26 protein-coding genes, 2 pseudogenes and 1 other annotated feature are annotated in these 23,331 nt (G+C 55.0%); of the genes and pseudogenes, 10 read left to right on the top strand and 18 right to left on the bottom strand.

Translation table 11 applies throughout. The features are described 5' to 3' along the window. Positions 1-522: chitin disaccharide deacetylase (chbG, locus tag JO226_RS18305; RefSeq protein WP_293640995.1), on the top strand; the 522-nt coding region annotated here is incomplete at its 5' end. Positions 523-666: 144 nt separating this feature from the next. After that, entirely contained in the window at positions 667-906 is a 240-nt protein-coding gene (gene cedA / locus JO226_RS18300) for a cell division activator CedA (protein WP_293640993.1), read from the top strand. A gap of 371 nt (positions 907-1,277) precedes the next feature. On the opposite strand, the gene JO226_RS18295 is transcribed toward cedA, so the two are convergent. The 3 genes from JO226_RS18295 to hxpB all read right to left on the bottom strand — a co-directional run bounded on the left by JO226_RS18295 (position 1,278) and on the right by hxpB (position 4,198). Continuing rightward, complete coding sequence (locus JO226_RS18295; RefSeq protein WP_293640991.1) at positions 1,278-2,669, bottom strand: L-cystine transporter; 1,392 nt, start codon at positions 2,667-2,669, stop codon at positions 1,278-1,280. Positions 2,670-2,800: 131 nt separating this feature from the next. Then, entirely contained in the window at positions 2,801-3,391 is a 591-nt protein-coding gene (locus JO226_RS18290; protein ID WP_293640989.1) for a metal-dependent hydrolase, read from the bottom strand. A 135-nt stretch (positions 3,392-3,526) separates the two neighbouring features. Continuing rightward, positions 3,527-4,198: a hexitol phosphatase HxpB gene (gene hxpB / locus JO226_RS18285; RefSeq protein WP_293640986.1), complete on the bottom strand. Its 672-nt coding sequence runs from the start codon at positions 4,196-4,198 to the stop codon at positions 3,527-3,529. Positions 4,199-4,334: 136 nt separating this feature from the next. Here hxpB and JO226_RS18280 point away from each other — a divergent pair, with 136 nt between their 5' ends. Beyond that, entirely contained in the window at positions 4,335-4,871 is a 537-nt protein-coding gene (locus JO226_RS18280; protein WP_293640983.1) for a YniB family protein, read from the top strand. Positions 4,872-4,923: 52 nt separating this feature from the next. Here JO226_RS18280 and yciA read toward each other — a convergent pair whose 3' ends face one another. From yciA to JO226_RS18260, 4 genes and pseudogenes are all read right to left on the bottom strand, one after another. Next, on the bottom strand, positions 4,924-5,322 hold the full coding sequence (yciA, locus tag JO226_RS18275; RefSeq protein WP_293640980.1) for an acyl-CoA thioester hydrolase YciA: 399 nt from the start codon (positions 5,320-5,322) through the stop codon (positions 4,924-4,926). Continuing rightward, positions 5,322-5,858, bottom strand: a complete 537-nt coding sequence (locus JO226_RS18270) for a septation protein A (protein ID WP_293640977.1) — start codon at positions 5,856-5,858, stop codon at positions 5,322-5,324. Before JO226_RS18270 ends, yciA begins: the two co-directional genes overlap by 1 nt. A gap of 51 nt (positions 5,859-5,909) precedes the next feature. Next, on the bottom strand, positions 5,910-6,653 hold the full coding sequence (locus tag JO226_RS18265) for a YciC family protein (protein ID WP_293640975.1): 744 nt from the start codon (positions 6,651-6,653) through the stop codon (positions 5,910-5,912). 25 nt (positions 6,654-6,678) lie between these two features. Further along, positions 6,679-6,887, bottom strand: a pseudogene (locus JO226_RS18260) (hypothetical protein); the annotation flags it as partial. 174 nt (positions 6,888-7,061) lie between these two features. On the opposite strand from JO226_RS18260, the gene ompW reads away from it, so the two are divergent. Further along, positions 7,062-7,697, top strand: a complete 636-nt coding sequence (ompW, locus tag JO226_RS18255) for an outer membrane protein OmpW (protein WP_293640973.1) — start codon at positions 7,062-7,064, stop codon at positions 7,695-7,697. A 156-nt stretch (positions 7,698-7,853) separates the two neighbouring features. Next, complete coding sequence (locus tag JO226_RS18250; protein ID WP_293640971.1) at positions 7,854-8,438, top strand: YSC84-related protein; 585 nt, start codon at positions 7,854-7,856, stop codon at positions 8,436-8,438. A gap of 400 nt (positions 8,439-8,838) precedes the next feature. On the opposite strand, the gene JO226_RS18245 is transcribed toward JO226_RS18250, so the two are convergent. Then, complete coding sequence (locus JO226_RS18245) at positions 8,839-9,507, bottom strand: metalloregulator ArsR/SmtB family transcription factor (protein ID WP_293640969.1); 669 nt, start codon at positions 9,505-9,507, stop codon at positions 8,839-8,841. Positions 9,508-9,642: 135 nt separating this feature from the next. On the opposite strand from JO226_RS18245, the gene JO226_RS18240 reads away from it, so the two are divergent. Next, on the top strand, positions 9,643-10,131 hold the full coding sequence (locus JO226_RS18240) for a DUF2938 domain-containing protein (protein ID WP_293640966.1): 489 nt from the start codon (positions 9,643-9,645) through the stop codon (positions 10,129-10,131). A 62-nt stretch (positions 10,132-10,193) separates the two neighbouring features. Here the strand turns inward: JO226_RS18240 and trpA are convergent, their stop codons facing one another. From trpA to JO226_RS18215, 5 genes are read right to left on the bottom strand one after another with little or no spacing between them, the layout of a single operon-like run. Further along, the gene (gene trpA / locus JO226_RS18235; RefSeq protein WP_293640963.1) at positions 10,194-11,003 is read right to left on the bottom strand and encodes a tryptophan synthase subunit alpha; all 810 of its coding nucleotides are present in this window, start codon (positions 11,001-11,003) and stop codon (positions 10,194-10,196) included. Next, positions 11,003-12,196 carry a tryptophan synthase subunit beta gene (gene trpB / locus JO226_RS18230; RefSeq protein ID WP_293640960.1) on the bottom strand — a complete coding sequence of 398 codons (1,194 nt, stop codon included), beginning with the start codon at positions 12,194-12,196 and terminating at the stop codon, positions 11,003-11,005. Before trpB ends, trpA begins: the two co-directional genes overlap by 1 nt. 9 nt (positions 12,197-12,205) lie before the next feature. Beyond that, positions 12,206-13,564: a bifunctional indole-3-glycerol-phosphate synthase TrpC/phosphoribosylanthranilate isomerase TrpF gene (gene trpCF, locus JO226_RS18225; RefSeq protein ID WP_293640957.1), complete on the bottom strand. Its 1,359-nt coding sequence runs from the start codon at positions 13,562-13,564 to the stop codon at positions 12,206-12,208. Between the two features lie 3 nt (positions 13,565-13,567). Continuing rightward, positions 13,568-15,163 (bottom strand): bifunctional anthranilate synthase glutamate amidotransferase component TrpG/anthranilate phosphoribosyltransferase TrpD, encoded by a 1,596-nt coding sequence (gene trpD, locus JO226_RS18220; RefSeq protein ID WP_293640954.1) that lies wholly within the window; start codon positions 15,161-15,163, stop codon positions 13,568-13,570. Beyond that, a complete protein-coding gene (locus JO226_RS18215; protein ID WP_293640951.1) occupies positions 15,163-16,725 on the bottom strand; it encodes an anthranilate synthase component 1 in 1,563 nt (520 codons plus the stop codon). The genes trpD and JO226_RS18215 overlap by 1 nt, the downstream gene beginning before the upstream one ends. Before the next feature lie 40 nt (positions 16,726-16,765). Next, positions 16,766-16,859: a sequence feature (Trp leader region), on the bottom strand. A gap of 161 nt (positions 16,860-17,020) precedes the next feature. On the opposite strand from JO226_RS18215, the gene rnm reads away from it, so the two are divergent. The 3 genes from rnm to JO226_RS18200 all read left to right on the top strand — a co-directional run bounded on the left by rnm (position 17,021) and on the right by JO226_RS18200 (position 19,139). Further along, the gene (rnm, locus tag JO226_RS18210) at positions 17,021-17,902 is read left to right on the top strand and encodes an RNase AM (protein ID WP_293640949.1); all 882 of its coding nucleotides are present in this window, start codon (positions 17,021-17,023) and stop codon (positions 17,900-17,902) included. Next, entirely contained in the window at positions 17,899-18,519 is a 621-nt protein-coding gene (locus JO226_RS18205) for an L-threonylcarbamoyladenylate synthase (protein WP_293640947.1), read from the top strand. Before rnm ends, JO226_RS18205 begins: the two co-directional genes overlap by 4 nt. 194 nt (positions 18,520-18,713) lie before the next feature. Beyond that, positions 18,714-19,139: a DUF4136 domain-containing protein gene (locus JO226_RS18200; protein WP_293640945.1), complete on the top strand. Its 426-nt coding sequence runs from the start codon at positions 18,714-18,716 to the stop codon at positions 19,137-19,139. Here JO226_RS18200 and JO226_RS18195 read toward each other — a convergent pair. Next, positions 19,070-20,274 (bottom strand): IS3 family transposase gene (locus JO226_RS18195; RefSeq protein ID WP_293640997.1). Its coding sequence is split into 2 segments (ribosomal slippage): positions 19,070-19,956 and positions 19,956-20,274, totalling 1,206 coding nucleotides; the frame shifts between segments, so codons are not numbered across the junction. The genes JO226_RS18200 and JO226_RS18195 overlap by 70 nt on opposite strands. 107 nt (positions 20,275-20,381) lie before the next feature. On the opposite strand from JO226_RS18195, the pseudogene JO226_RS18190 reads away from it, so the two are divergent. Continuing rightward, positions 20,382-20,579, top strand: a pseudogene (locus JO226_RS18190) (DUF4136 domain-containing protein); the annotation flags it as partial. Between the two features lie 525 nt (positions 20,580-21,104). On the opposite strand, the gene JO226_RS18185 reads toward JO226_RS18190, so the two are convergent. Genes JO226_RS18185 through JO226_RS18170 form a run of 4 tightly spaced genes read right to left on the bottom strand, consistent with a single transcriptional unit; the run spans position 21,105 to position 23,047 of the window. Next, entirely contained in the window at positions 21,105-21,368 is a 264-nt protein-coding gene (locus JO226_RS18185) for a hypothetical protein (protein ID WP_293640943.1), read from the bottom strand. After that, positions 21,358-22,521: a PAAR domain-containing protein gene (locus JO226_RS18180; protein ID WP_293640941.1), complete on the bottom strand. Its 1,164-nt coding sequence runs from the start codon at positions 22,519-22,521 to the stop codon at positions 21,358-21,360. The genes JO226_RS18185 and JO226_RS18180 overlap by 11 nt, the downstream gene beginning before the upstream one ends. Before the next feature lie 10 nt (positions 22,522-22,531). Next, a complete protein-coding gene (locus JO226_RS18175) occupies positions 22,532-22,732 on the bottom strand; it encodes a hypothetical protein (RefSeq protein WP_293640939.1) in 201 nt (66 codons plus the stop codon). Between the two features lie 30 nt (positions 22,733-22,762). Further along, a complete protein-coding gene (locus tag JO226_RS18170) occupies positions 22,763-23,047 on the bottom strand; it encodes a hypothetical protein (protein WP_293640937.1) in 285 nt (94 codons plus the stop codon). Positions 23,048-23,331 lie beyond the last annotated feature (284 nt).

Here is a 23,331-nt window from a genome sequence, read left to right as displayed (position 1 = left end):
GGCAAGCTCGGCAAGTGGATTTGGCAGATGGCGGAGGAAAATACGCTGCCGCTGGAGGAAATCGCCCGCGAACTGGACTGCCAGTATCACCGCTTTGTCGACCTGTTTGGCCGCGAACCGACCCATATCGACAGCCACCATCACGTGCATATGATCCCGCAAATTTTTCCGCTGGTGGCCGGGTTTGCGAAGTCAAAAGGGTTGGCGATGCGTATCGATCGCAGCCTCGTGGCGTTGCATCAGCTTGACGACTGCGGCGTTCGTAGCAGCGACGGTTTCGCCAGCGAGTTTTACGGCGAGGCCATTAGCGACAGCCTGTTCCTGCAAACGCTGGATAAATCGGCCGCTCAGGGGGAGCGGTCGCTGGAAGTGATGTGCCATCCGGCGTTTATCGACAATACCATCATGGGCAGCGCTTACTGTTATCCGCGTCTGGCGGAACTGGACGTCCTCACATCGGCGTCGCTGAAATATGCGATTGCAGAGCGCGGGTACCGTCTGGGAAACTACCACGACGTGTAATCCCCGGCGGCCGGGGGAGCTTTCGCTCCCGGCCGCCTGACTATTTTGTCCAGAAAGAAAGCACACAGGGTGCGGCGTTCAGGGGCGCAATCGGCTATCATAGTGATTTTCCGCCTTTGTTATTTCTCTGGTGAATTTTCTGTCATGAAACAGCTGCGCCATCAAAACCGTCCTGTTATCAGCTATGTTCCCCGCGTTGAACCTGCGCCGCCGGACCATGCGTCGAAAGTCGATGGCTTTCGGGATGTCTGGCTGCTGCGGGGAAAATACGTGGCATTTGTGTTGATGGGTTCCCACTTTCGCCGTTCACAGGCGTTTAGCGTACCGGAATCCGCCCAGCGATGGGCATCGCAAATGCGTCAGGAAGGGGAAATCGAAGAGTGAAAAAAAAACCGCCGAATGTTCGTAATGCCCATTACTTTGCTTTAAAGACCCCCCTTTGAAAAAAGGGGGGAACCGTTCCGTTCACTTTTCCTCCTAAGCTTCCTGTCAATTTCTCTGCGGTGAACGTGTCAAGGGCGCTCGCCGCCGCGCCCTTAACAATCCCGGCTCCCGGCAAAGAAAACCGCCGCTTCGCGGTACCCTCGGCTTCTTCTTTGCCTGAACGGGCCACGGGGATCGATAAGGGGGCCGTGGCGGCCCCCTTATCCCGTTCACAGGATGTGAAGTGACAGAATCAGCAGGTCATACAGTGAACGGAATAACCCGCAGAGCTTAACTGACAAGTATTACGAACGTTCGGCGGTTTTTTGCTTTTAGCGGTGAGCCAGTTCGACGTCGTCGTCGTTGTCGAGAACGGCTTTATCCGTCTGGCGCAGCCACTGGCTGGTGAGGGTGCCTGCGGTCATGGAGCCGCTGACGTTCAGCGCGGTACGCCCCATATCGATCAGCGGCTCAACGGAAATCAGCAGCGCCACTAAGGTCACCGGCAGGCCCATCGCCGGCAGCACGATCAGCGCCGCGAAGGTTGCGCCGCCGCCGACGCCGGCTACACCGGCAGAGCTGACGGTGACGATACCGACCAGCGTGGCTACCCACAGCGGATCAAGCGGGTTAATGCCGACAGTCGGCGCCACCATGACGGCCAGCATCGCCGGATACAGGCCTGCACAGCCGTTCTGACCAATGGTCGCGCCAAAGGAGGCCGAGAAGCTGGCGATGGATTCCGGTACGCCCAGGCGGCGGGTCTGCGTTTCTACGTTCAACGGAATAGATGCTGCGCTGGAACGGCTGGTAAAGGCGAAAGTCAGCACCGGCCATACTTTGCGGAAATATTTCAGTGGGTTAACGCCGTTTGCGCCGAGCAGCAGGCCGTGAACCACGAACATGATAGCCAGCCCCAGATAGGACGCGACCACAAAGCCGCCGAGCTTAATGATGTCCTGCAGGTTGGAGCCAGCCACCACTTTGGTCATCAGCGCCAGCACGCCGTACGGCGTCAGCTGCATCACCAGACGGACCAGCTTCATCACCCAGCTTTGCAGCGTGTCGATCGCGGTCAGTACGCGCTGGCCTTTCGGCTCATCATCTTTCAGCAGCTTCAGCGCGGCGACGCCGAGGAAGGCGGCAAAGATAACGATGCTGATGATCGAAGTCGGGTTGGCGCCCGTCAGATCGGCAAACGGGTTCTTCGGAATAAAGGAGAGCAGCAGTTGCGGGACGCTGAGGTCAGCGACTTTACCGACATAGTTGCTCTGAATCGCGTTCAGACGCGCAGTTTCCGCGCTGCCCTGCACCAGACCTTCGGCAGTTAAGCCAAACAGGTTGGTGACCAGCACGCCGACCAGAGCGGCGATCAGGGTGGTGAACAGCAGGGTGCCGATGGTCAGAAAACTGATTTTTCCTAACTGAGATGCGTTATGCAGACGGGCGACAGCGCTCAGGATGGAGGCGAAAACCAGCGGCATCACGATCATCTGCAGCAACTGAACATAGCCGTTGCCGACGATATTAAACCACTGTACGGAATCTTTCAGCACCACGCTGTCGGCGCCGTAAATAAGCTGTAGCGCAAGGCCAAAGACCACGCCCATCGCCAGACCAACCAGTACCTTTTTGGCCAGACTCCACTGTTTGTGGCGGGTTTGCGCAAGAGCAAATAGCAAAACCACGAACACGATAATGTTCGCTATTAATGGAAGGTTCATCCCCGTTCTCCTGATATTGTTATTCGGCCTTTATGGAAGGCTCACTGTAATGGCGCAAGAGTAGCAGAAGTGTGATGTCGCGCTTATATCCAAATGGAATGGGTTATTCCAAAGCGAATTGTTTTGCCTGGTTATTGTCCTGTCTGGTGATTAATAAAACGATCGAAGCGAAGTTGCAGGGCGCTGATGATATTGGACGACCAGCGCACGGCGTTATTATCCGGCAGCGATTGCGGCATCCAGATAGCCCAGGCGAACAGCGCCATACACAGTACGCGCTCCAGTTGGTTGCCTTTGCGCGGTGCCAGAATCGGTACGCGAAAGCGCCAGCGGCAGGGCCACAGCAGCGGAACGCCTGCCGGGGTCAGCATATCGGCAAGGATATGGCTGAGGTAGCCCAGCACCATACCCTGGATAGCATCAGCAGGGACAATCCAGTTGTCGGGCACTTTGAGATAAAACAGCGTCACGGCGCCAAACACCGCCAGCAGGCTGTGGGTGAAGCCGCGGTGGCCGAAGGCCCGGGCGATGGGTTTTGCTATCCAGCGTAGCCGCTGTCCGAGAAACGATTTCGGGTGATCGATATCCGGCAGCAGGCAGGTCAGCACGGCGGCGGGCACAATATGCCACCAGTCACCCTGCGCAAGCACAGGCGTCAACTCTGCGTTTTTAGCAAAAACCGCGCAAGCGATGGAAAAAAGAAGGTGGCCTTCCGCCGTCATGATCGTACCCGCAAAACTGTCAATTCATACAGTATAGGGTTTTTATACAGTAGGCGGAAGAGGTGACGGTGTAACTCTTTGTCACAATCCGTTCATCTTGCCATCAACCGCGTCGCGCGGCGGATGGCGCGGCGGTTATTCCCCCAGCAGGTGGACTGCGCGGAGCTGTTCCAGCGAGCTCAGCTTGACGTCGGCCAGCGCAAAACGCCGGTCGTCCGCGTTTTCATGCTCCGGCACGACGATAGAGCGCATACGCGCGGCTTTACTGGCGACCATGCCGTTGACGGAGTCTTCCAGCGCCACACAAGACAGCGGGCTGATGCCGAGCTTATCGGCGCAATCAATATACACCTGCGGGTGTGGCTTGCTGTAAGGCAGTTTTTCAGCGGAGGCGAGGGCGTCAAACTGGTCACGGATACCAAACATCGTCAGCACTTTTTCCAGCATATGCAACGGCGATGCCGACGCGAGACCAACCTTCAGCCCCTGCGCTTTACACAGCGCTACCGCCTCGCGAACGCCCGGCAGCAGCGGGCGCTCCGCTTCGACCAGCGCAATCGCGCGGTTAATGATGGTCGCCGTCACCTCTTCGCGACCAGGACCTTGCCATGGTTGCAGAGCGAACCACAGATCCACCACCATATCGATGCGTAATCCTAGCGTGTCCGGCAGTTCGTCACGGCGGGAAATATCCACTCCCAGCCCGGCGATGACATCCAGTTCAGCCCGATCCCAAAGGGGCTCGGAATCAATCAGTAAACCATCCATATCAAAAATAGCGGCAAGAATTTGGCGCTGGGCGGCCATAAAACGACTCCTGTAGGGTAGTAAGACATAAGCATTGCAACAATCGTACACCATATCGCTTTTAAAGCGCAGGCGAAAACCGTCAACTAAAGGTAGACTTACAGCCAAACAGAGCGCGTCTTAACAAGGGGAACCCATGACGTATCAACAAGCTGGACGCATCGCCGTGCTGAAGCGCATTGCTGGCTGGGTGATTTTTATTCCAGCCGTAGTGTCCACCCTGATTTCCATTTTCAAATTCATGTATGAGCACAGCGAAAAGCAGCCGGGGATCAATGCGGTGATGCTCGATTTCGCCCACGTGATGATTGAGATGATGCGCTTTAACACGCCGTTTCTGAACATCTTCTGGTACAACTCGCCGCTGCCCGATTTCCACAACAGCGCAAACATTCTGTTCTGGGTTATCTATGTGCTGGTGTTCGTCGGGTTGGCGCTGCAGGCGTCCGGCGCGCGAATGAGCCGTCAGGCGAAATTTTTGCGCGAAGGGGTTGAGGATCAAATGATTCTTGAGAAAGCGAAAGGGGCGGAAGGGTTAAGCCGGGAGCAGATTGAAGCGCGCATCGTCGTGCCGCACCACACTATCTTATTGCAGATCTTCCCGCTGTACGTGCTGCCGGTGGCGATTATCGTCCTTGGCTACTTCTTCTTCTCGCTGCTGGGTTTTATCTGACGGCGAACGGCAGGGACAAAAAGCCCGGTGATGTTCACCGGGCTTTTTGCATTCAGACCTGTGGAATGGCGCGGGGCTTGCCTTCGCTGTCCACCGCCACATAGATAAACAGCGCTTCGGTGGCTTTATAGCGTTGGCCGATAGGCTCGGATGAGACCTTCTTCACCCATACCTCAATGTTGATGGTAACGGAGGTGTTGCCGCGCTTGACGCAGCGGGCATAGCAGCAGACCACATCGCCTACAGCGACCGGACGCAGAAAGGTCATACCGTCAACGCGGACGGTGACGACACGGCCATGTGCAATCTCTTTGGCCATGATCGCGCCGCCGATATCCATCTGCGACATCAGCCAGCCGCCAAAAATATCACCGTTGGCGTTAGTATCAGCTGGCATCGCCAGCGTGCGCAGCACTAGATCGCCCTGCGGCGCATCGTTATTCACGGTCATTATTTGTCGTCCTGCGGCATATGGCGATAGATATAGATGCCGCTAAGCAGCGTAAAGACCAGCGTCAGGGCGGTTAATCCGAAGACCTTGAAATTTACCCAGATGTTCTGCGGCAGCCAGAACGCGATATAGATATTCGCCAGACCGCAGAGAATAAAGAACACTGCCCACGCAATGTTCAGACGCGACCAGACAAACTGCGGCAGCGTCAGCTCTTTACCCAGCATGCGCTGAATCAGCGGCTTCTTCATCACCCACTGACTGACCAGCAGGGCGCTGGCGAACAGGACGTAAATCACGGTGACCTTCCACTTAATAAACTCGTCGTTGTGGAAGAAAATGGTCAGGCCGCCAAAAACGGCAACCAGCACAAAGGTGATCAGCGCCATCTTCTCGACTTTGCGATAGCGCACCCAGCTGTAAATCAGCACCACTGCGGTGGCGACGATCAGCGCCGTGGTGGCGGCATAAATGTCGTAGAGTTTATAGAAGGCGAAAAAGACCACCAGCGGTAAAAAATCCAGAAACTGCTTCATACATCGGTTCCGTAATTCAGTAACGGCCAGGCAGCGCCGGGCCTGGAAAGATTAGCTACGAATAAGCATATACAGGCGGAATAAATAGATCAGCAACAGCGCCGAAATAAGGTTGCTGATGCAGTTTACCACCACGGCGCCAACTTCCGGCGTCAGCACGGCGAAGCCTGAGGCAAACATCAGCAGCAGGGTTTTTGCCAGCAGCCAACTGATGACCGCAGGCGCCACCAGACGCATGTTGCTCCAGGCCAGACGCATGCTGCTGCGCATGGCGGTGAAAATACCCAGTTTGTCCTGCACCAGCATGACAGGGGCGAAAGACAGCAGGATCGCCAACACGACGCCAGGGACGACAACCAGCATCACGCCCAGCTGCACCATAAAGGTGGTGAGGAAGATCAGCAGAAACAGCTTCGGCAGCACCGGCGCGCTGGCGCCGATCGCGCGCAGGGCACTGACGCGCTGACCTGCAGAAACCATCTGGATCATCAGCAGAACACCGCCTGCCAGAATGGCATTGCCGATAAGCCCGGAAAAGGTGGACGCCGCAGAGGCCCGCAGCAAGATCTGCTGCTGTTCCGGCGTCATGTTTTGCACCAGTTCAAACAGCCCGCCGCTGCCGGCGAGATTATCGCCATCGCGCAGGACCGCCATCTGCTCTTCGCTCGGTGAAAAGGCATGGCCAAGCACCACCGTGATAAACGCACACAACAGCGCAATCAGCAGAACGGTAACGAACTGATTACGAAAAAAATTACCCGTGTCACGGTAAACGGACTTCGCCGTGATAGACATGCACTCTCCTTGAGTATTGCAGATGTTAGCTAGCCGGTAATTGTAACTCAGTTGACGCTGTTCTTGCAGCATCATGTCCGGTATGGAAAAGCATATCTTTGTAAAGAGGTGGTAATCCGTAGCGCGCCCGCGCGCGTCATTCACCAGACCGTCTTCGCCGGACATGGCAGATGACTGGCCGGAAGAGGGCTGATTTGTCCCGCGAAAATTGGGCCGCACTATTTCTGTAACACTGAAAAATCTGAAAATTGATGTGGATACGAGTCTGCTTAACGAAAGTGGACCGTAAAAATTAATCAAGATCAATAAATGTTAAATCTAAGGATTGTGTGTGATCTGTGTTGGATCGTTTTTACTCATTTGTGGGTATAGTCACCGCGCTTTTAAAACCATAACGAAGGAGTGGAAATGAAAAAATTAGCAGTGGCAGCACTGGTTTTAAGCAGTCTCTCTGGTGGCGCATGGGCCCATGACGCGGGCGAGTTTTTTATTCGGGCGGGTACCGCGACGGTACGCCCAACGGAAGGTTCTGATAACGTGCTCGGCAGCCTGGGCAGCTTCCAGGTCAGCAACAATACCCAACTGGGGCTGACGTTTACCTATATGGCAACGGATAACATCGGTATTGAACTGCTGGCGGCAACGCCGTTCCGCCATAAGGTCGGTACGGGTCCTACCGGCACGATCGCGACGGTGCATCAACTGCCGCCAACGCTGATGGCGCAGTGGTATTTCTTTGATGCGAAGACCAAGCTGCGTCCGTATGTTGGGGTGGGGATCAACTACACCACCTTCTTTAACAACAGCTTTAACGATACGGGCAAAGACGCGGGCCTGTCCGATCTGAGCCTGAAAGACTCCTGGGGAGTGGCGGGCCAGGTTGGCGTCGACTATATGCTGAACCAGGACTGGCTCATCAACGCCTCGGTCTGGTACATCGATATTGATACTGACGTCAAGTTTAAAGCCAACGGCGTAAACCAGTCGGTCAGCACCCGTCTTGATCCGTGGGTCTTTATGTTCTCCGCAGGCTACCGCTTCTGAGCCAGCAAGACTGGCCGCCCGGCGGTCAGTCGTTTTTTTAAACAATTTAGTTTAAAAATGGATTTCTTACATTTCACCCGCGGTACTTGCTTTCTTATTCTTTACTGAAAATTAAAATGACACCTTTCCATCCAGTAAAGAATGTAGATCGTCATAATGAAGTTAAAATCCCTTTTTCTTATTTCCGCGTTAATTATCTCCGGGTGTAGCGCTCAAGGTGACACGGCACGTCAGAAGCGTTCCAGTATTCAACAAATGCGCAGCAGTACATTAAGTAAATTATATGCGCTCAATCCGCAAGCGCGCAGCGATGTCCAGCATTCGGCAGGTTATGCGGTATTTTCGAATAACAGCAGTAAAATTTTCTTCTTTGGTTTTGGCAGCGGTTACGGCGTGGTTAAAGACCGACGCACCGGCAGAGACACCTATATGAAAATGGCGCAGGCGGGAGCGGGTGTGGGTATGGGCGTGAAACAGTTGAGCACTGTGCTGGTATTCCATGATCGCAGCGCATTAAACGACTTCGTCACTAAAGGCTATGTCGTCGGCGCGGATGCTAACGCCGCAGCGAAATATGACGATAAGGGTGTTGCGCCGGTGAGCGCTTCGGCAAGCGGCGTGGCAAAAGATACCGAGTCGCTGCCGTCAAAAGTCAGCGTCTACGAAATTACCGAAAAGGGCCTGGCGGCACAGGCGATGGTCAACGGATATAAATACTGGCCTGACAGCGAGCTTAATTAATCCGTCATACGTACCGGCGCGACTGCGCCGGTATTATAGTTGTGTAATCGTTAAAAAATACACCGCAGCATATTTTTCTTTCCTGACACTTCACTCATTATCGCCTGTTGCAATAAGCTGAAAGTAGCCATTAAAAAAATTGGCAAATAAAGGATTTATGCCGGTGATTTATCAACAGCATCAGGAAATGCACCGGATTTGTAAGAAACTTGTAACGTCAATTGTTGCAAAAGATGTCAGCGTTGCGCATTTGGGAGCGTCCGTCTGACCCTGCGGTTTGACGAATCATTCGAGATGTAGGGTCACGATACGAACAGCGGCGGATTGCCTGTCCTGGGCCAGCGATGTATGTAGCATCGTTGACGGTGATGATCATGAGGGATTGAGTATGGCCTGTTCATTAATCAGTCTGCACTTCGAGCCCTGCAGCTTTCCACTCTGGAAAACCGTCTTCCAGACAACGCACTGTATACCCTTTTTCACTTAACAACGTCATGGCATCCAGAGAAAGAATGCAGTAGGGACCCCGACAATAAGCTACGATTTCCCGTTTCCTGGGAAGCTCGGCGAGTCTTCCTTCTATCTCAGTCACAGGGATGTTTATTGCACCAGGAAGATGACCAGACCGATACTCCTCGTGAGGGCGAACATCGAGCAGGGTGACGTCACCGTCACTGAGTCTGTTAAGTAATTCATTGCGTGACACCGATTTGAATTGAGCCCGCTGAATGAAGGCCTCAGAGACAAAACTACTGATCTCATCATGACGAAACTCAACATACTGCCGGATTGCTTGCAGTAAATTTTGGACAGGTCCGCTACCAATGTTGTACAGCACATTTTTCCCTTCCCGCCGCGACTGAACAAAGCCCGCGCGTTTTAGCTGTTGAAGATGCTGTGAGGCATTTGCAATCGACAATCCAGCCAGTTCCGCCAGGCGGTCAACAGAGCGCTCCCCTTGGGAAATATGTTCTAAAAGGATAAGACGGTGCGCATTGCCCAGCGTGCGAGTAACCTCAGCCAGTTCAAGAAAGACTGTATTTCTACTGCGAATTTGGTCTGTTGACATAAGTAAATCATTACCCCATCATTCAATGAATTAATTGAATGATATATTATCAAATTCAGGTGACTGGAACCAGCGTCAACTGAGCGATTTGAGTAGCGCCTGGCATTCCGATGATACGATTAAAAGGATGTGACAATGGATAGTACCTTACAAACAGTGGTTATCGGCATTGGGGCAACGCTGTTTATGGATCTCTGGGCCGTGTTACAAAGACACTTTTTCAGCATTCCTTCACTTGATTACAGGTTCGTGGGCCGCTGGATGGGTCACATGTGGCAGGGCAAATTTAAGCACAACACGATATTATGCGCCCCTGCTGTCAAGGGTGAGGTGGGTATTGGTTGGGTTGCCCACTATGTGACGGGCGTCATTTTTAGCGGGGTACTGATATCTATTGTAGGCACCGACTGGCTCATGCAACCTACCTTTATCCCGGCATTTATCCTGGGGATTGTCAGTGTGGTTGCTCCCTTTTTTGTCATGCAGCCAGGATTCGGTTTTGGCATTGCCGCTTCCCGCACACCTCACCCAAACGTGGCTCGTCGTCGTAGTCTGATTGCTCATGCCTCATTTGGTATCGGCATTTACTTGAGCGCGTGGGTATTACACCTCGCCAACATTTGAAAACGGTAGTTTTCGTGTCCCGGAAGCACCGTCTGGCGATAGCGCCAGACGGTAGCGGGAGGTTACGCGTGACGGGTCGCCGCTTTCATCGCCTGGACGAAGGCCTTTAGCTCGGCCAGCATCGCCGGATAATTATCGACATTCTTCTCGATAATTTTGACGATAGCGGAGCCGGAAATTGCCCCCGCGGCGCCTGCGCCGATGGCGGCCGCGACCTGATCGGGCGAGGAAATGCCAAAGCCCTGCAGCGGCGGCGCGGCATGGTATTCGGTAAGCTTATCGATCAGATGGTGCAGCGGCAGGGCGGCGCGGTTCTCCGCACCGGTGACGCCTGCGCGGGAGAGCAGATAGGTGTATCCGAGGCCATACGACGCAATCTGACGCAGCAGTTCGTCATCGGCGTTCGGTGGGCAGATAAAGATCGGCGCCACGTTATGGCGCATCGCCGCCTGACGGAACGGTGCGGACTCTTCCACCGGCACGTCGGCCACCAGCACGGAGTCGACGCCTGCGCGGGCGCAGGTGGCGTAGAACTCGTCGATGCCGCGGTTAAACACCAGATTCGCGTACATCAGCAGGCCAATGGGAATGGTCGGGTGCTTCTGGCGAATCGCCGCCAGCAGTTCGAAGCACTGGGTCGGCGTGACGCCAGCGGCAAAGGCGCGCAGCGTCGCGTTCTGAATGGTTGGGCCATCCGCCAGCGGGTCGGAGAAGGGAATGCCCAGCTCCAGTGCGTCCGCACCCGCGTCAATCAAGGTATCAATGATTTTCAGCGACTGTTCCGGCGTCGGGTCGCCCAGCGTCACGAAGGGGACAAACGCGCCTTCCCGGCGAGCGTTCAGTTGTGCAAACAGGTTGTCATAGCGTTCCATCAAATTTCCCCTCGCGCTTTCAGAATATCGTGTACGGTGAAGATGTCTTTATCGCCGCGCCCGGACAGGTTAACCACCAGCAGTTGCTCTTTTTCCGGGGCGTCGCGCATCATTTTCAGGGCATGGGCGAGCGCGTGGGAAGATTCCAGCGCCGGGATAATCCCTTCATGACGGCTCAGGGCTTTAAAGGCATCCAGCGCTTCGTCATCGGTAATGGAGACGTAATCGGCGCGGCCGATACTGTTCAGGTACGCATGCTGTGGCCCGACGGACGGGAAATCGAGCCCGGCGGAAATGGAGTAAGACTCTTCTATCTGGCCTTCATCCGTCTGCATCATCGGCGACTTCATACCGAAATAGATCCCCACGCGGCCATGTTTCAGCGGCGCGCCGTGCTCGCCGGTCTCAATGCCGTGACCGGCAGGCTCGACGCCGATAAGCCCAACGGACGCCTCATCGATGAAATCCGCAAACATGCCGATGGCGTTTGAACCGCCGCCAACGCAGGCGATCACGGCATCCGGCAGACGGCCCTCTTTTTCGAGGATCTGCGCTTTGGTCTCTTCGCCGATCATCCGCTGGAACTCACGCACGATTGTCGGGAACGGGTGCGGGCCTGCTGCGGTGCCCAGCATATAGTGCGCGGTTTCATAACTGCCGGACCAGTCGCGCAGCGCCTCGTTGCAGGCATCTTTCAGCGTGGCGGAACCGCTGTGTACCGGGATCACTTCCGCGCCCATCAGACGCATACGGAACACGTTAGGCGACTGACGCTCAACGTCTTTCGCCCCCATATAAATGCGGCATTTCAGGCCGAGCAGGGCGCTGGCCAGCGCTGAGGCGACGCCGTGTTGACCGGCGCCCGTTTCGGCGATGATCTCCGTTTTGCCCATGCGTTTTGCCAGCAGCGCCTGACCGAGCACCTGGTTGGTTTTGTGGGCGCCGCCGTGCAGCAGGTCTTCACGCTTGAGGTACAGCGTGGTGCGAGTGCCGGTGGTCAGGTTCTGACATTTGGTCAGCGCCGTCGGGCGACCCGCGTAGTTTTTCAGCAGGTCGGTAAACTGAGCCTGAAACGCCGGGTCCTTTTGCGCGCTGACGAAGGCTTCTTCAAGCTGGCGCAGGGCGGGTATCAGGATCTGCGGCACGTATTGGCCGCCAAACTCACCAAAATAGGGATTTAATAACGTACTCATCATTGCTCCTTAATATGCGCGCAGCGTCTGAAATACCGAGGCCAGCTTGCTGGCATCTTTGATTCCCGGTTGCGACTCTACACCTGAATTGAAATCGAGCCCGGCACAGCCGCTTTTTGCGGCTTCTACACAGTTATCGGGGCCAAGGCCGCCAGCCAGTAAAACATCGCTCAGCGCCTGGCCATTAAGCAGGGACCAGTCGAAACGCTGGCCGGTGCCGCCCTGGCCATTATCCAGCACGTATTTATCGACGTGGTTGAGATTGCGGGCCGGCAGCGTTTCACCGACGCTCAGCGCTTTCCAGATTTGCACGCTGGCGGGCAGCAGGGCGCGAAGCGCATCGATGCTGGCCTGGTCTTCACTGCCGTGCAGTTGCACCGCGCATAGCCCGAGAGTGTCGACCGTCGCGGCTATCTCCGATGCCGGGGCGTTGCGAAAGACGCCGACGTAGCTCAGCGGGGCGGCGCTCATTACCTCGCGGGCCTGGGCTTCACTGACCGCGCGCGGTGAGGAGGGCACAAAAATCAGACCGCCGTAGATAGCGCCAGCCTCATAGGCCGTCTGGGCGTCCTGCGCGCGGGTCAGCCCGCACACCTTGTTTTCTCCCAGCAGCACGCGACGTACGGCGGCGTTCAGATCGTCATGCGCCATCAGCGCGGAGCCAATCAGAAAGCCGTTAGCAAAATGGCTCAGCTCGCGCACTTCGCGGTAGGTATTGATACCGGACTCGCTGATGACAGTAACCCCAGCGCCAAGGCGCGGCGCCAGCTGGCGGGTGCGGTTGAGGTCGATAGACAAATCGCGCAGGTCGCGGTTGTTGATCCCCACCACTTTCGCACCGAGGGCGATGGCGCGCTCCAGCTCTTCTTCATTGCTCACCTCCGTCAGCACGCCCATGCTCAGGCTATGGGCGACGGCGGCCAACTGGCGATACTGTTCATCATCCAGCACCGAGAGCATCAGCAGACAGGCATCGGCCTGGTAGTAGCGCGCCAGGTAAATCTGGTAAGGATCGATAATAAAGTCCTTACACAGGATCGGCTGCGGCGCGATGCGGCTGACGATGGGCAGAAAATCGAAGCTGCCCTGGAAATACTTCTCGTCGGTCAGCACGGAAATGGCGGAGGCGTAGTGCTTGTAGACTCCGGCAATACGCGCCGGGTCGAAGTCCTCGCGGATCACGCCTTTGGACGGCGAGGCCTTCTTGCATTCGAGAATGAAGACGGTGCGCGCGCCCTGCAGCGCATCGTAAAAATGGCGGGTGCTCGGCACGATTTCATTCTGAAAGCGGGCTAATGGCTGCTGTTGCTTGCGGGCGTCGACCCAGATTTTTTTGTCGGCGACAATCTTCGCTAAAACGGTCTGCATTCTTTATCCTCTTGCCGCTAAGGCGGTTACCCGGTCATAGGCCGCGCCGCTGTGCAGCACATCCAGTACGTGTTGAACGTTTGTTTTCAGGTCTTCATGTCCGTGCAGGCGCATCAGCATCGCCACGTTGACCGCGACGGCGGCCTCGTGCGCGGCTTCACCTTTACCTTGTAGTAAGCGCGTAAGAATGTCACGGTTTTCTTCCGGTGTACCGCCTGCCAGCTGCTCCTGGCGGTACGGCGTCAGGCCGAAGTCGTCGGCGATCAGCTGATAGCTCTTGATCTCGCCGTTGTGAAGCTCTGCCACCACGGTGGGCGCATGCAGAGAAACTTCATCCATCCCGCCGCTGTGCACCACGGCGGCACGCTGGTAGCCCAGCACGCGCAGCGTTTCGGCGATCGGCAGCACCAGTTCCGGGCTGTAGACGCCAATCAGCGCCAGCGGCGGGTGCGCCGGGTTGATAAGCGGCCCCAGCACGTTGAACAGGGTGCGGGTTTTCAGCTGCTGGCGCACCGGCATGGCGTGACGAAAACCGGTGTGGTACTTCGGCGCAAACAGGAAGCAGACGCCCAGCTCGTCAAGCGCTTCACGCGATTTCTCGGCCTTCATATCCAGGTTGATGCCAAAAGCCGCCAGCAGGTCGGAAGAACCGGATTTGCTGGAGACGCTGCGGTTGCCGTGCTTCGCCACTTTCAGGCCGCAGGCGGCCGCCACAAAGGCGCTGGCGGTGGAAATATTGATGCTGTTGCTGCCGTCGCCGCCGGTACCGACGATATCGGCAAACGGGTAGTCCGGGCGGGGGAACGGCGCGGCGTTTTCCAGCAGCGCGGTGGCGGCGCCAGCTATCTCCTGCGGGTCTTCACCGCGAATTTTCATGCTCACCAGCGCGGCGGCCAGTTGCTCGGGCTTCACTTCGCCGCGCACCACGGCGGAAAACAGCTGGTGGCTCTCCTGCTGGCTCAGGGTCTGCGCCTGATACAGTTTTTCGAGGATCGGCTGCAGCGTGTTGGCGGGTTCGAGCTTTTTCAGCGCCCATTCCAGCGTTTGTTCGAGCAGGCGCGCGCCGTGGCTGGTCAGGATCGACTCCGGGTGGAACTGCACGCCGCAGACGCGATCGGCGTCATGGCGTACCGCCATCACCATCCCGTTGAAGTGCGCGTTGACGGTCAGCCCGGCGGGGATGTTGCTGCCGACCAGCGAATGGTAGCGCGCCACCGGTAACGGATTCGGCAGCCCGGCGAACATCGCCTGACCGTCGTGCTCAATGCTGGAGGCTTTACCGTGCAGAATTTCGCCCGCCTGGCCGACATAGCCGCCATAGGCTTCCACAATCGCCTGGTGGCCAAGACAGATGCCGATAATCGGCAGCTTGCCGCGCAGGCGGGTCAGTAGCTCCGGCATGCAGCCCGCCTCCGACGGCGCGCCGGGGCCAGGGGAGAGCATCAGCACCGGGTTTTTCATGGTGGCCAGGCGGTCGATTAAGGTCTGAGCCGGAACGTGGTTACGGTAAATCACTACGTCGTGACCGTTGGCGCGCAGCTGATCTGCCAGGTTGTAGGTGAACGAGTCGATATTATCGAGCAGCAGAATATCAGCCATCAGAAAATCTCCTGTGCGTGGTGGGCCTGAGCGATAGCGCGCAGCACCGCGCGAGCTTTGTTACGTGTTTCATCCGCTTCCGACTGCGGTACCGAATCGAGCACCACGCCCGCGCCCGCCTGGACGGTGGCGATGCCGTTTTCCACAAACGCCGAGCGGATAACGATGCAGGTGTCGAGGTCGCCGTGGGCGGTAAAGTAACCGACCGCGCCGCCGTAGCTGCCGCGACGCTTGCCTTCCGCTGCGGCGATAAGCTGCATGGCGCGTACTTTCGGCGCGCCGCTCAGCGTGCCCATGTTCATGCAGGCGCGGTATGCGTGCAGTACGTCGAGGTCGCGACGCAGTTCGCCGACCACGCGGGAGACCAGGTGCATCACGAAGGAGTAGCGATCCACTTTGGTGAGATCGGCGACATAGCGACTGCCCGGCGTGCAGATGCGCGCCAGATCGTTACGGGCCAGGTCTACCAGCATCAGGTGCTCCGACAGCTCTTTATGGTCGGTGCGCATCTCAAGCTCAATGCGGCTGTCGAGATCCCGGTCAAGCGTTCCGTCGGCGCGGCGCCCGCGCGGGCGGGTACCGGCAATCGGGTAGATTTCAATCTGACGACTGTTGGCGTCGTACTTCAGCGAGCTTTCCGGCGAGGCGCCGAACAGGGTGAAATCGTTATCCTGCATAAAGAACATGTACGGGCTGGGGTTGCTTTTCTTCAGTACGTCATAGGCCGCCAGCGGCGACGGGCAGGGCAGCGAGAAGCGGCGGGATGGCACTACCTGGAAAATTTCGCCAGCGCGGATCGCGCGCTGCATTTTGCGCACCACGGCGCCGTACTCGTCGTCGCTCTGGTTGCATTCGCAGCGCATGGTGTCGATACGCGTCACCGGCAGCGGCTGTGGGGGTTCATTCAGTTGCTGGCCGAGCTGGGCGATACGCTGGGTCAGGCGCTGTTTTTCGCTTTCCGATGGGGTAAAGAGGCTCGCCTGAATGCGGGTGGTTTTGCTCTGGTGGTCGATGACCAGCAGGGTTTCCGCCAGGTAGAAGCAGTAGTCCGGGCAGGTGGTATCGCTTTTGAGCGTAGGCAGGTCTTCAAAACCGGCTACCAGGTCGTAGGCGAAAAGGCCGCCAAAGAACATCGCTTCGCGTTCTGCGACCGGCACAGTGACCAGCGCCTGAAGGAGGCGAAACGCGTCGAATACGGAGAGCGAGCACAGGCGGGCGTCTTCATCGAGCAGGTTGCTCACCGCCGGGAAGCGCAGTACGCGACCGTGGGGCTGCTGCTGGTTTTCCACGCCCGCAGGCAGCGCGCTGTCCAGCAATGTCAGCAGCGTCAGACCATTATCAGAAAGCGCCTGAATAGTGACAGTGTCACCTAATGCCGTAATACGCAGCGCGCTGTCGACCAGCAGCAGGCTCTTAACATCGTCCTTGCTGTCGATGTCGGCGGACTCCAGCAGCAGCGTCGCCGGACGCGCGCCGCACAGTTGGTGAAACAGCGCCGTCGGGTTTTCGCGATAAATGGCGTCACGGGTCAGGAGCTCGAGCGTAGGTTTTTGTCTTTGCATTGTCGTTCTCGCCTGGTCTGTTCAATTCAATTCGTGGTTCAAAAAAAAGCCCGCGCAATGGCGGGCAAGGTATCTGTTTGTCTTATGCAGACGCGAAACACTGCCCGTTATCAGGAAGTGCGCCAGCCGCCATGCAGTGTATTGAGAGACATTTTCATAACAGAAACCTCGTTGTGTGAACTTGCGTACTAGTTAACTAGTTCGGTGGGGCAAAGTCAACCCCTGATTTCAGAAAATCCTCCGCTGACGTTATGATGTGCGCTGCAACAGACCTTCACCTGTAACGGGAGCGATTTTGAGCGAGACCTCTTACGCTGTGATTTACGATTTACACAGCCACACCACCGCCTCCGACGGTTGCCTGACGCCAGAAGAACTGGTGCATCGCGCGTTGGCAATGCGCGTCGGCACGCTGGCTATCACCGACCATGACACTGTTGCGGCCATTCCGGCTGCGCGCGCTGAGATAGCCCGGGCCGGACTGCCGTTAACGCTGATTAGCGGCACAGAAATTTCCACCGTGTGGGAAAATCATGAGATCCATATCGTTGGCCTGAATATTGATATTGAGCATCCGGCGCTGACCGCGTTTTTGCTGCAGCAAACCGAACGGCGCCAGCAGCGGGCGAAACTGATTGCCGAGCGGCTGGAGAAAGCGAATATCCCCGGCGCCTGGGAAGGGGCGCTGCGTCTGGCGGACGGCGGGGCCGTGACGCGCGGGCATTTCGCCCGCTTTCTGGTGGGATCCGGTAAAGCCAGCACCATGGCCGACGTGTTCAAACGCTATCTGGCGCGCGGGAAAACCGGATATGTTCCGCCACAGTGGTGTACAATAGATCAAGCTATTGATGTGATTCATCATTCTGGCGGCAAGGCGGTACTGGCCCATCCGGGTCGCTATAACCTTTCCGCCAAGTGGCTGAAGCGACTGCTGGCTTTTTTCAGCGAATGTGGTGGCGATGCGATGGAAGTCGCACAGTGCCAGCAGGCACCCCACGAACGCGCACAACTCGCCGCTTACGCGCGCCAGTATGGTTTGCTGGCGTCACAAGGTTCGGATTTTCATCTGCCGTGTCCGTGGATAGAACTGGGCCGTAAGCTGTGGCTCCCTGCCGGCGCGGAAGGCGTGTGGCAAAGCTGGGAGCAGCCCCAGAAGACGAACGAGAGGGAAGTATGAGTCAGTTTTTTTATATTCATCCGGAAAACCCACAGCCGCGCCTGATTAACCAGGCGGTGGAGATTGTGCGCAAGGGCGGCATTATCGTCTACCCGACCGATTCCGGTTATGCGTTGGGCTGCAAAATTGAAGATAAAGGCGCCATGGAGCGGATTTGCCGCATCCGTCACCTGCCGGATGGTCACAACTTTACCCTGATGTGCCGCGATCTTTCCGAGCTGTCGACCTATGCGTATGTCGACAACGTGGCGTTTCGCCTGATCAAAAACAATACGCCGGGTAACTACACCTTCATCCTCAAAGGGACGAAAGAGGTGCCGCGTCGTCTGTTGCAGGAGAAGCGTAAAACCATCGGCATGCGCGTGCCTTCCAACCCGATCGCGCAGGCGCTGCTGGAGGCCATCGGCGAACCGATGCTGTCGACTTCCCTGATGCTGCCCGGCAGCGATTTTACTGAGTCCGACCCGGAAGAGATCAAAGACCGACTGGAGAAAGTGGTCGATCTGATTATCCACGGTGGATACCTGGGTCAACAACCGACAACGGTTATCGATCTGACCGATGATTCTCCGGTTGTGATGCGCGAAGGCGTGGGTGATGTGAAACCATTTGAATAAATTCCCTGATAGTCAGAGTCAGGAGTGCAAGGGTCACTCCTTGACTCTTTAGGCCGTTTCTTCTGCTATTGACAGCCCAAAGTACAAAAATATCCAGAATGCCCCGCACAGTGCGCCGCTTTGTCTATCATTGACAATGGAGCCTCGTAAAGCGAAGCCCCTCACCGAATGCTTTGTTTTAATAAGGAAACTTTATGCGCCTGATGCCCGCTCTTACCACTCTTGGTGCAGCTTTAGTGCTTGCCGGCTGCGCCAGCCAGCCTGTCATTCACAGTGACTATGACAAAGCCGCCAACAGCACGCAGTACCGAACCTACGCCTTTGCGGAAAAATCGTCGCAAAGTTACCTGACGCTGACTGAACAAACCCTGCGAAATGACATTTCTCAGCAGTTAAACAACCGCGGTTACCGGCAGCAGAAACCTGCTGATTTGCTGGTATATGTGAGTACCCAAAAAGTTGAGCAGACGCATGTGGAAGGTGGCCCTGCGATGATTGGCTGGGGAGGGTATGTGGATTTGACCCTTTATATCCAGACACTTTTTCTCTCTTATGGTTGCGATAACTTTCTGCGTATATATTCCCGTGGTGAGCGGTATCCCAGCGCACTGTGCGGATGATGTTCATTGTAATGGCTGAACGCCACTGCCAGATTTATCAGCGCCGTCCGGCTGTCCGGTTTGGGCATGATACTGATGTAATCCCGCTTTATCGTCTTCACGAAGCTTTCTGCAATGCCGTTACTTTCCGGGCTGCGTACTCTTGTCGTGCACGGTTCAAGCCCCAGCATCCGTGCGAACGCCCGCGTTTCATGTGCCCTGTAAGCTGAACCGTTATCCGTCAGCCATTCCAGCGGCTCTGACGGCAGATGCTGTCCGAAGCGCTTTTCCACCGCACCCAACATCACATCCTGCACGGTTTCTTTGTCATAGCCGCCTGTGCCCGCTGCCCAGTCGATGATCTCCCGGTCACAGCAGTCCTGTGCGAAGGTCACCCGCAACTTTTCACCATTATCGCAGCGGAACTCAAAACCGTCTGAACACCAGCGCCGGTTGCTCTCTGCTACCGCCACGCGTCCTCTATGAGCTCGCTTCCTGTGATTATCAGCAGACTTACGCTCAAGGAGCAGATGGTGGGTGCTCATAATGCGGTACACCCGTTTTGCGTTAACAACAGGTTGTCCGTCCTGCTCAGACTCCCGTCGCAACAGCGCCCATACCCGGCGATAACCGTATGTGGGCAGGTCGGCCACAGCCGTATTTATCCGGGACAACACCGCGGCATCGTCAAAGCGGGGTTGTCGTCTGCGATCCTGCCAGTCAGACAGCCGATGAACCCTGATGCTCAGTTGCGCACGCGACACACCCATGCTTCGGCTGACGTCGGCTATTCGTCGTCCCCGGGCAACAAGGGCGCATGCGCTATCCATTTTTTTGCCCGGCCGAACTCCACAGCCTCTTTAAGTATTTCAGCTTCCATCGTCTTTTTGCCCAGAAGGCGCTGCAGTTCGCGGATTTGCTTATTGGCGGCAGCAAGTTCAGATGCCGGCACGACTTCCTCACCTGAAGCTACAGCGGTTAGCGAACCGTCTTCATACTGCCTGCGCCATTTGAAGATCTGGTTGGCATTGATACCATGCAGGCGCGCGACATGAGACACGGTCATGCCGGGTTCCATTGTCTGCTGAATAATGGCTATTTTTTCCTGCGGTGTACGGCGCCGACGCCGCTCAGGTCCTGATAACACTTCAACCATCTTATTATTCTGACTGGTGTTAAACATAGGTCTAAGACTACCTCTTATTTTAAGAGAGGCGAAGTGTCTGGTTATCTATGGGGCCAGTCTAGTATGGCGGTTGGGGCGGATATGATCAAAACGTCTGGACGACAGAAGAAGGGACGCTAACCGTGGACATTGTGGACAGCCAGAAAAAACGGCTGGTATGGCGGGGAACCGCCAGCGAAACCATTCCATCCGACGAACAATCGCTCGATCCGCAGAAACTCAACGATGCCGTCCGGCAAATCTTCACCCACTATCCATGGCGTGCCGGGCAGTAATCTTTCCTGGCGCTGTGATGCCGACGGTATACTTTGAAGAACAAAGGCTGGATTTTTCCAGCCTTTGGCTGTCAGCACCAGGACGCAGACGCACAAAACTTGTTGAATCATTTAGTCTAAAATTCGTGTAGTATGTGCGCCCACGAATCATTGTGTGTGACACATTGTTTGTCAGTCTGTGTACCATGAAATAGCTACAGATCAGTGAGTTAGGTTGCTATTCATCTTAACTCGTTGTTTTAAAAAGTATATTAGACGCCTGGGAAGGCGCGCAAGCTAAATAAAAAATCATTATTTATCAAGGTGTTGAATTGTTGGCGTGAGTAGCGCTCATCATTTTGTGTGACAGCTTTAGCAGCACTTTGAATCCCATCTTTTATGCACACCGTTTTCCATTCTCTGGCAGGTTTCAACCTCTGTGCCGATAGGGTTGTTTCGTCCGTGTGTATCACCACGAGTTTTATGGCTTCTGTTGACTAAATTCGTGGGAAGGGGAAAAGGCTGGAAGTCTCCAGCCTTTGGCGGTCATCTCACTTTCTTGAAGATGAGCAGGATCAGAGGTACGCAGACAGCGAAACCAACAATAGAGGCTAACGCTGAATCAGAGTGATTTTGCGATAGTTCTTTAACAAACCAGGTGCATTGAGAAGGCGTAAACTCCCCGCCCTGGCTCATTGTCTCTGAGAAGTTAAGGGCGAAGACAAGATCGAAATACAGCACGATAACGTAATACGCTATGCAGATCAGCGCGATACTCACCCACCTGATCCAGAACTTCTTATTGATCATCGTATGTACTTCCTAATGAGCCACCTACTGTACCGCCTGAGTATGGAGATGTTGAGCCTGTAACAGCGGCAGAGTCAGCACCTACTTGCTGAATTTTTGCACTTCCGCCCATAGGTTGAGGACTTTTATTCTCGATGTTCGGATAGATGTTCTTAAAAATACACGTCATTTCAGCAACAGTTATGGGTGAGAATTGAGAACCTTTTGTTATAAGATACCTTTGAAGTGATACGGGAACGGTGAAATCTTCTTCGGATTCGATAGGTAGTTGAGTAGTGATAGACCTGTAACCAGAATCAAAAATTTTCGAGCCTGCAAACTTAATCCCTTCAACAGAATGAGTGGTACAGTTGCTTCCTGTCACATCATACTTGTCGATCGTATGACCTCTTTGCTTAGTACCGTCCTGCATGTTTGAGGTTTGAACTGGCGGAGTGCCGTTGTTCCACAAGTTTTCAAAGTACTGCCTTGTCTTCGACTGGCTGGCATCAGCTATGCGGAATACACGAGCGCCCATCTCGTATAGCTCGTATCGATAGTATTTGCGAGCATCTTCACCTTGAAAGAAATCTAAAATCCCATCTCCGGTGAGGGTACTCTGATCTGTCCTACCGTAGCGACCATAAGTGTATAGATAAACGTCATTGCTATCATGCACCGAAACGAAAACATGCCCTGCACCTGTGGATTCAGTCCAGAGATAAACGCCGTTTGAGAGTGCATAATCTTCTGAGCCACAAGTCTCAGCAAAGTTATTTTTCTTTTTCGCCGCCTGTGCATGTTGTTCTGGCTCTGCAACCCTTGCTGGTGCATTCGTGGGGACAGCAGCTACCGACGGTGTAGTAACAGGAGCAGCCCTGACTGCTTTCTTTTCTTCGTCCCAATAGGAAGCATTTGGGAATGACGAAATGAAACTTGCATTACATGGGCATGTACTACGACTATACAAAGTACCAGCTGCCGCTACGCCGTGAATCGAGTAAGTGGGTATTCCACCAGCAATGTGATAGATTTTGCTATCTTTTCCACAGGATACAGAATCACCATTCCTCGCAGTCGCAATCCCTCCGAAACTGTGATTTGGGGAGCCTGAAAGAATACTCCCTCCGCATGTTGTTTTGTCGCCAATACGCAGAAAATAACCAGTCGCCATAGAATCATCCTTAATGAAGTTTGTTGGCAGGTTTTGAACCATTTACCGCCAGAGAAGATACGATCCACATTTGTTTTTCGACGGAATAGGTTGTCACGCAGTATTGCGATGCGGCGCTTATCATTGGTGTAATGGTGACCAGTGCCGTTGATACTGCGTTCCGGGCATGTTCTTTTATGAGTTCGAAAGGCTGAGAGGTCAGCTTTTCCATTGATTCACAGTAGCTGGCAAACTCTTCATGCTAGTAACCATTCATTCCTTCAAACATGGATTCTTCGAATTTCAGGATTGCTTTATTTGATTTGGGATCTAAGCCATCACCTATAGGGAATGATTCAGCGAATTGCAGAGTGCGGTATAGTCCAGAATGGGACACAAGATTTCTGAAATCATCGATTGAGAATCCAAACACCAGCATGATCCCAAAGTGTGTTTTTTGGGCTTTCACATTGATCATCATTTCGGTGATTGAATCGTCCCATCCTTCAAATTCGTCTGAAAGGTTAGAGTTTTTTAAAACTTTCATATGAACACCCATGTTGAGTAAAAAATCCCAAAGCAACGGCTAAAGTGCATAGTACCATCACGCTAATCGTTGAAGATGTGATCAGTCCTTCGTTGATTATCACACTGCTATTGTGGTAATGCCTTTATTCGAGGGGAGTATGATCCTACCCGTGAATAGTGGACACGGGACTAAGTGAGTAAACTCTCAACCAGAGGTGACTCATGACCAAATCAGCCACAACCAGCAACAAGCCCCGCAAGCAGCACTCGCCTGAATTCCGCCAGGAAGCCCTTAAACTCGCT

Origin of the sequence: Pluralibacter sp. (assembly GCF_019237635.1) — a bacterium.
Classification (GTDB): Bacteria; Pseudomonadota; Gammaproteobacteria; order Enterobacterales; family Enterobacteriaceae; genus Enterobacter_B.
This window is presented reverse-complemented; position numbering and strand designations above follow the sequence as displayed.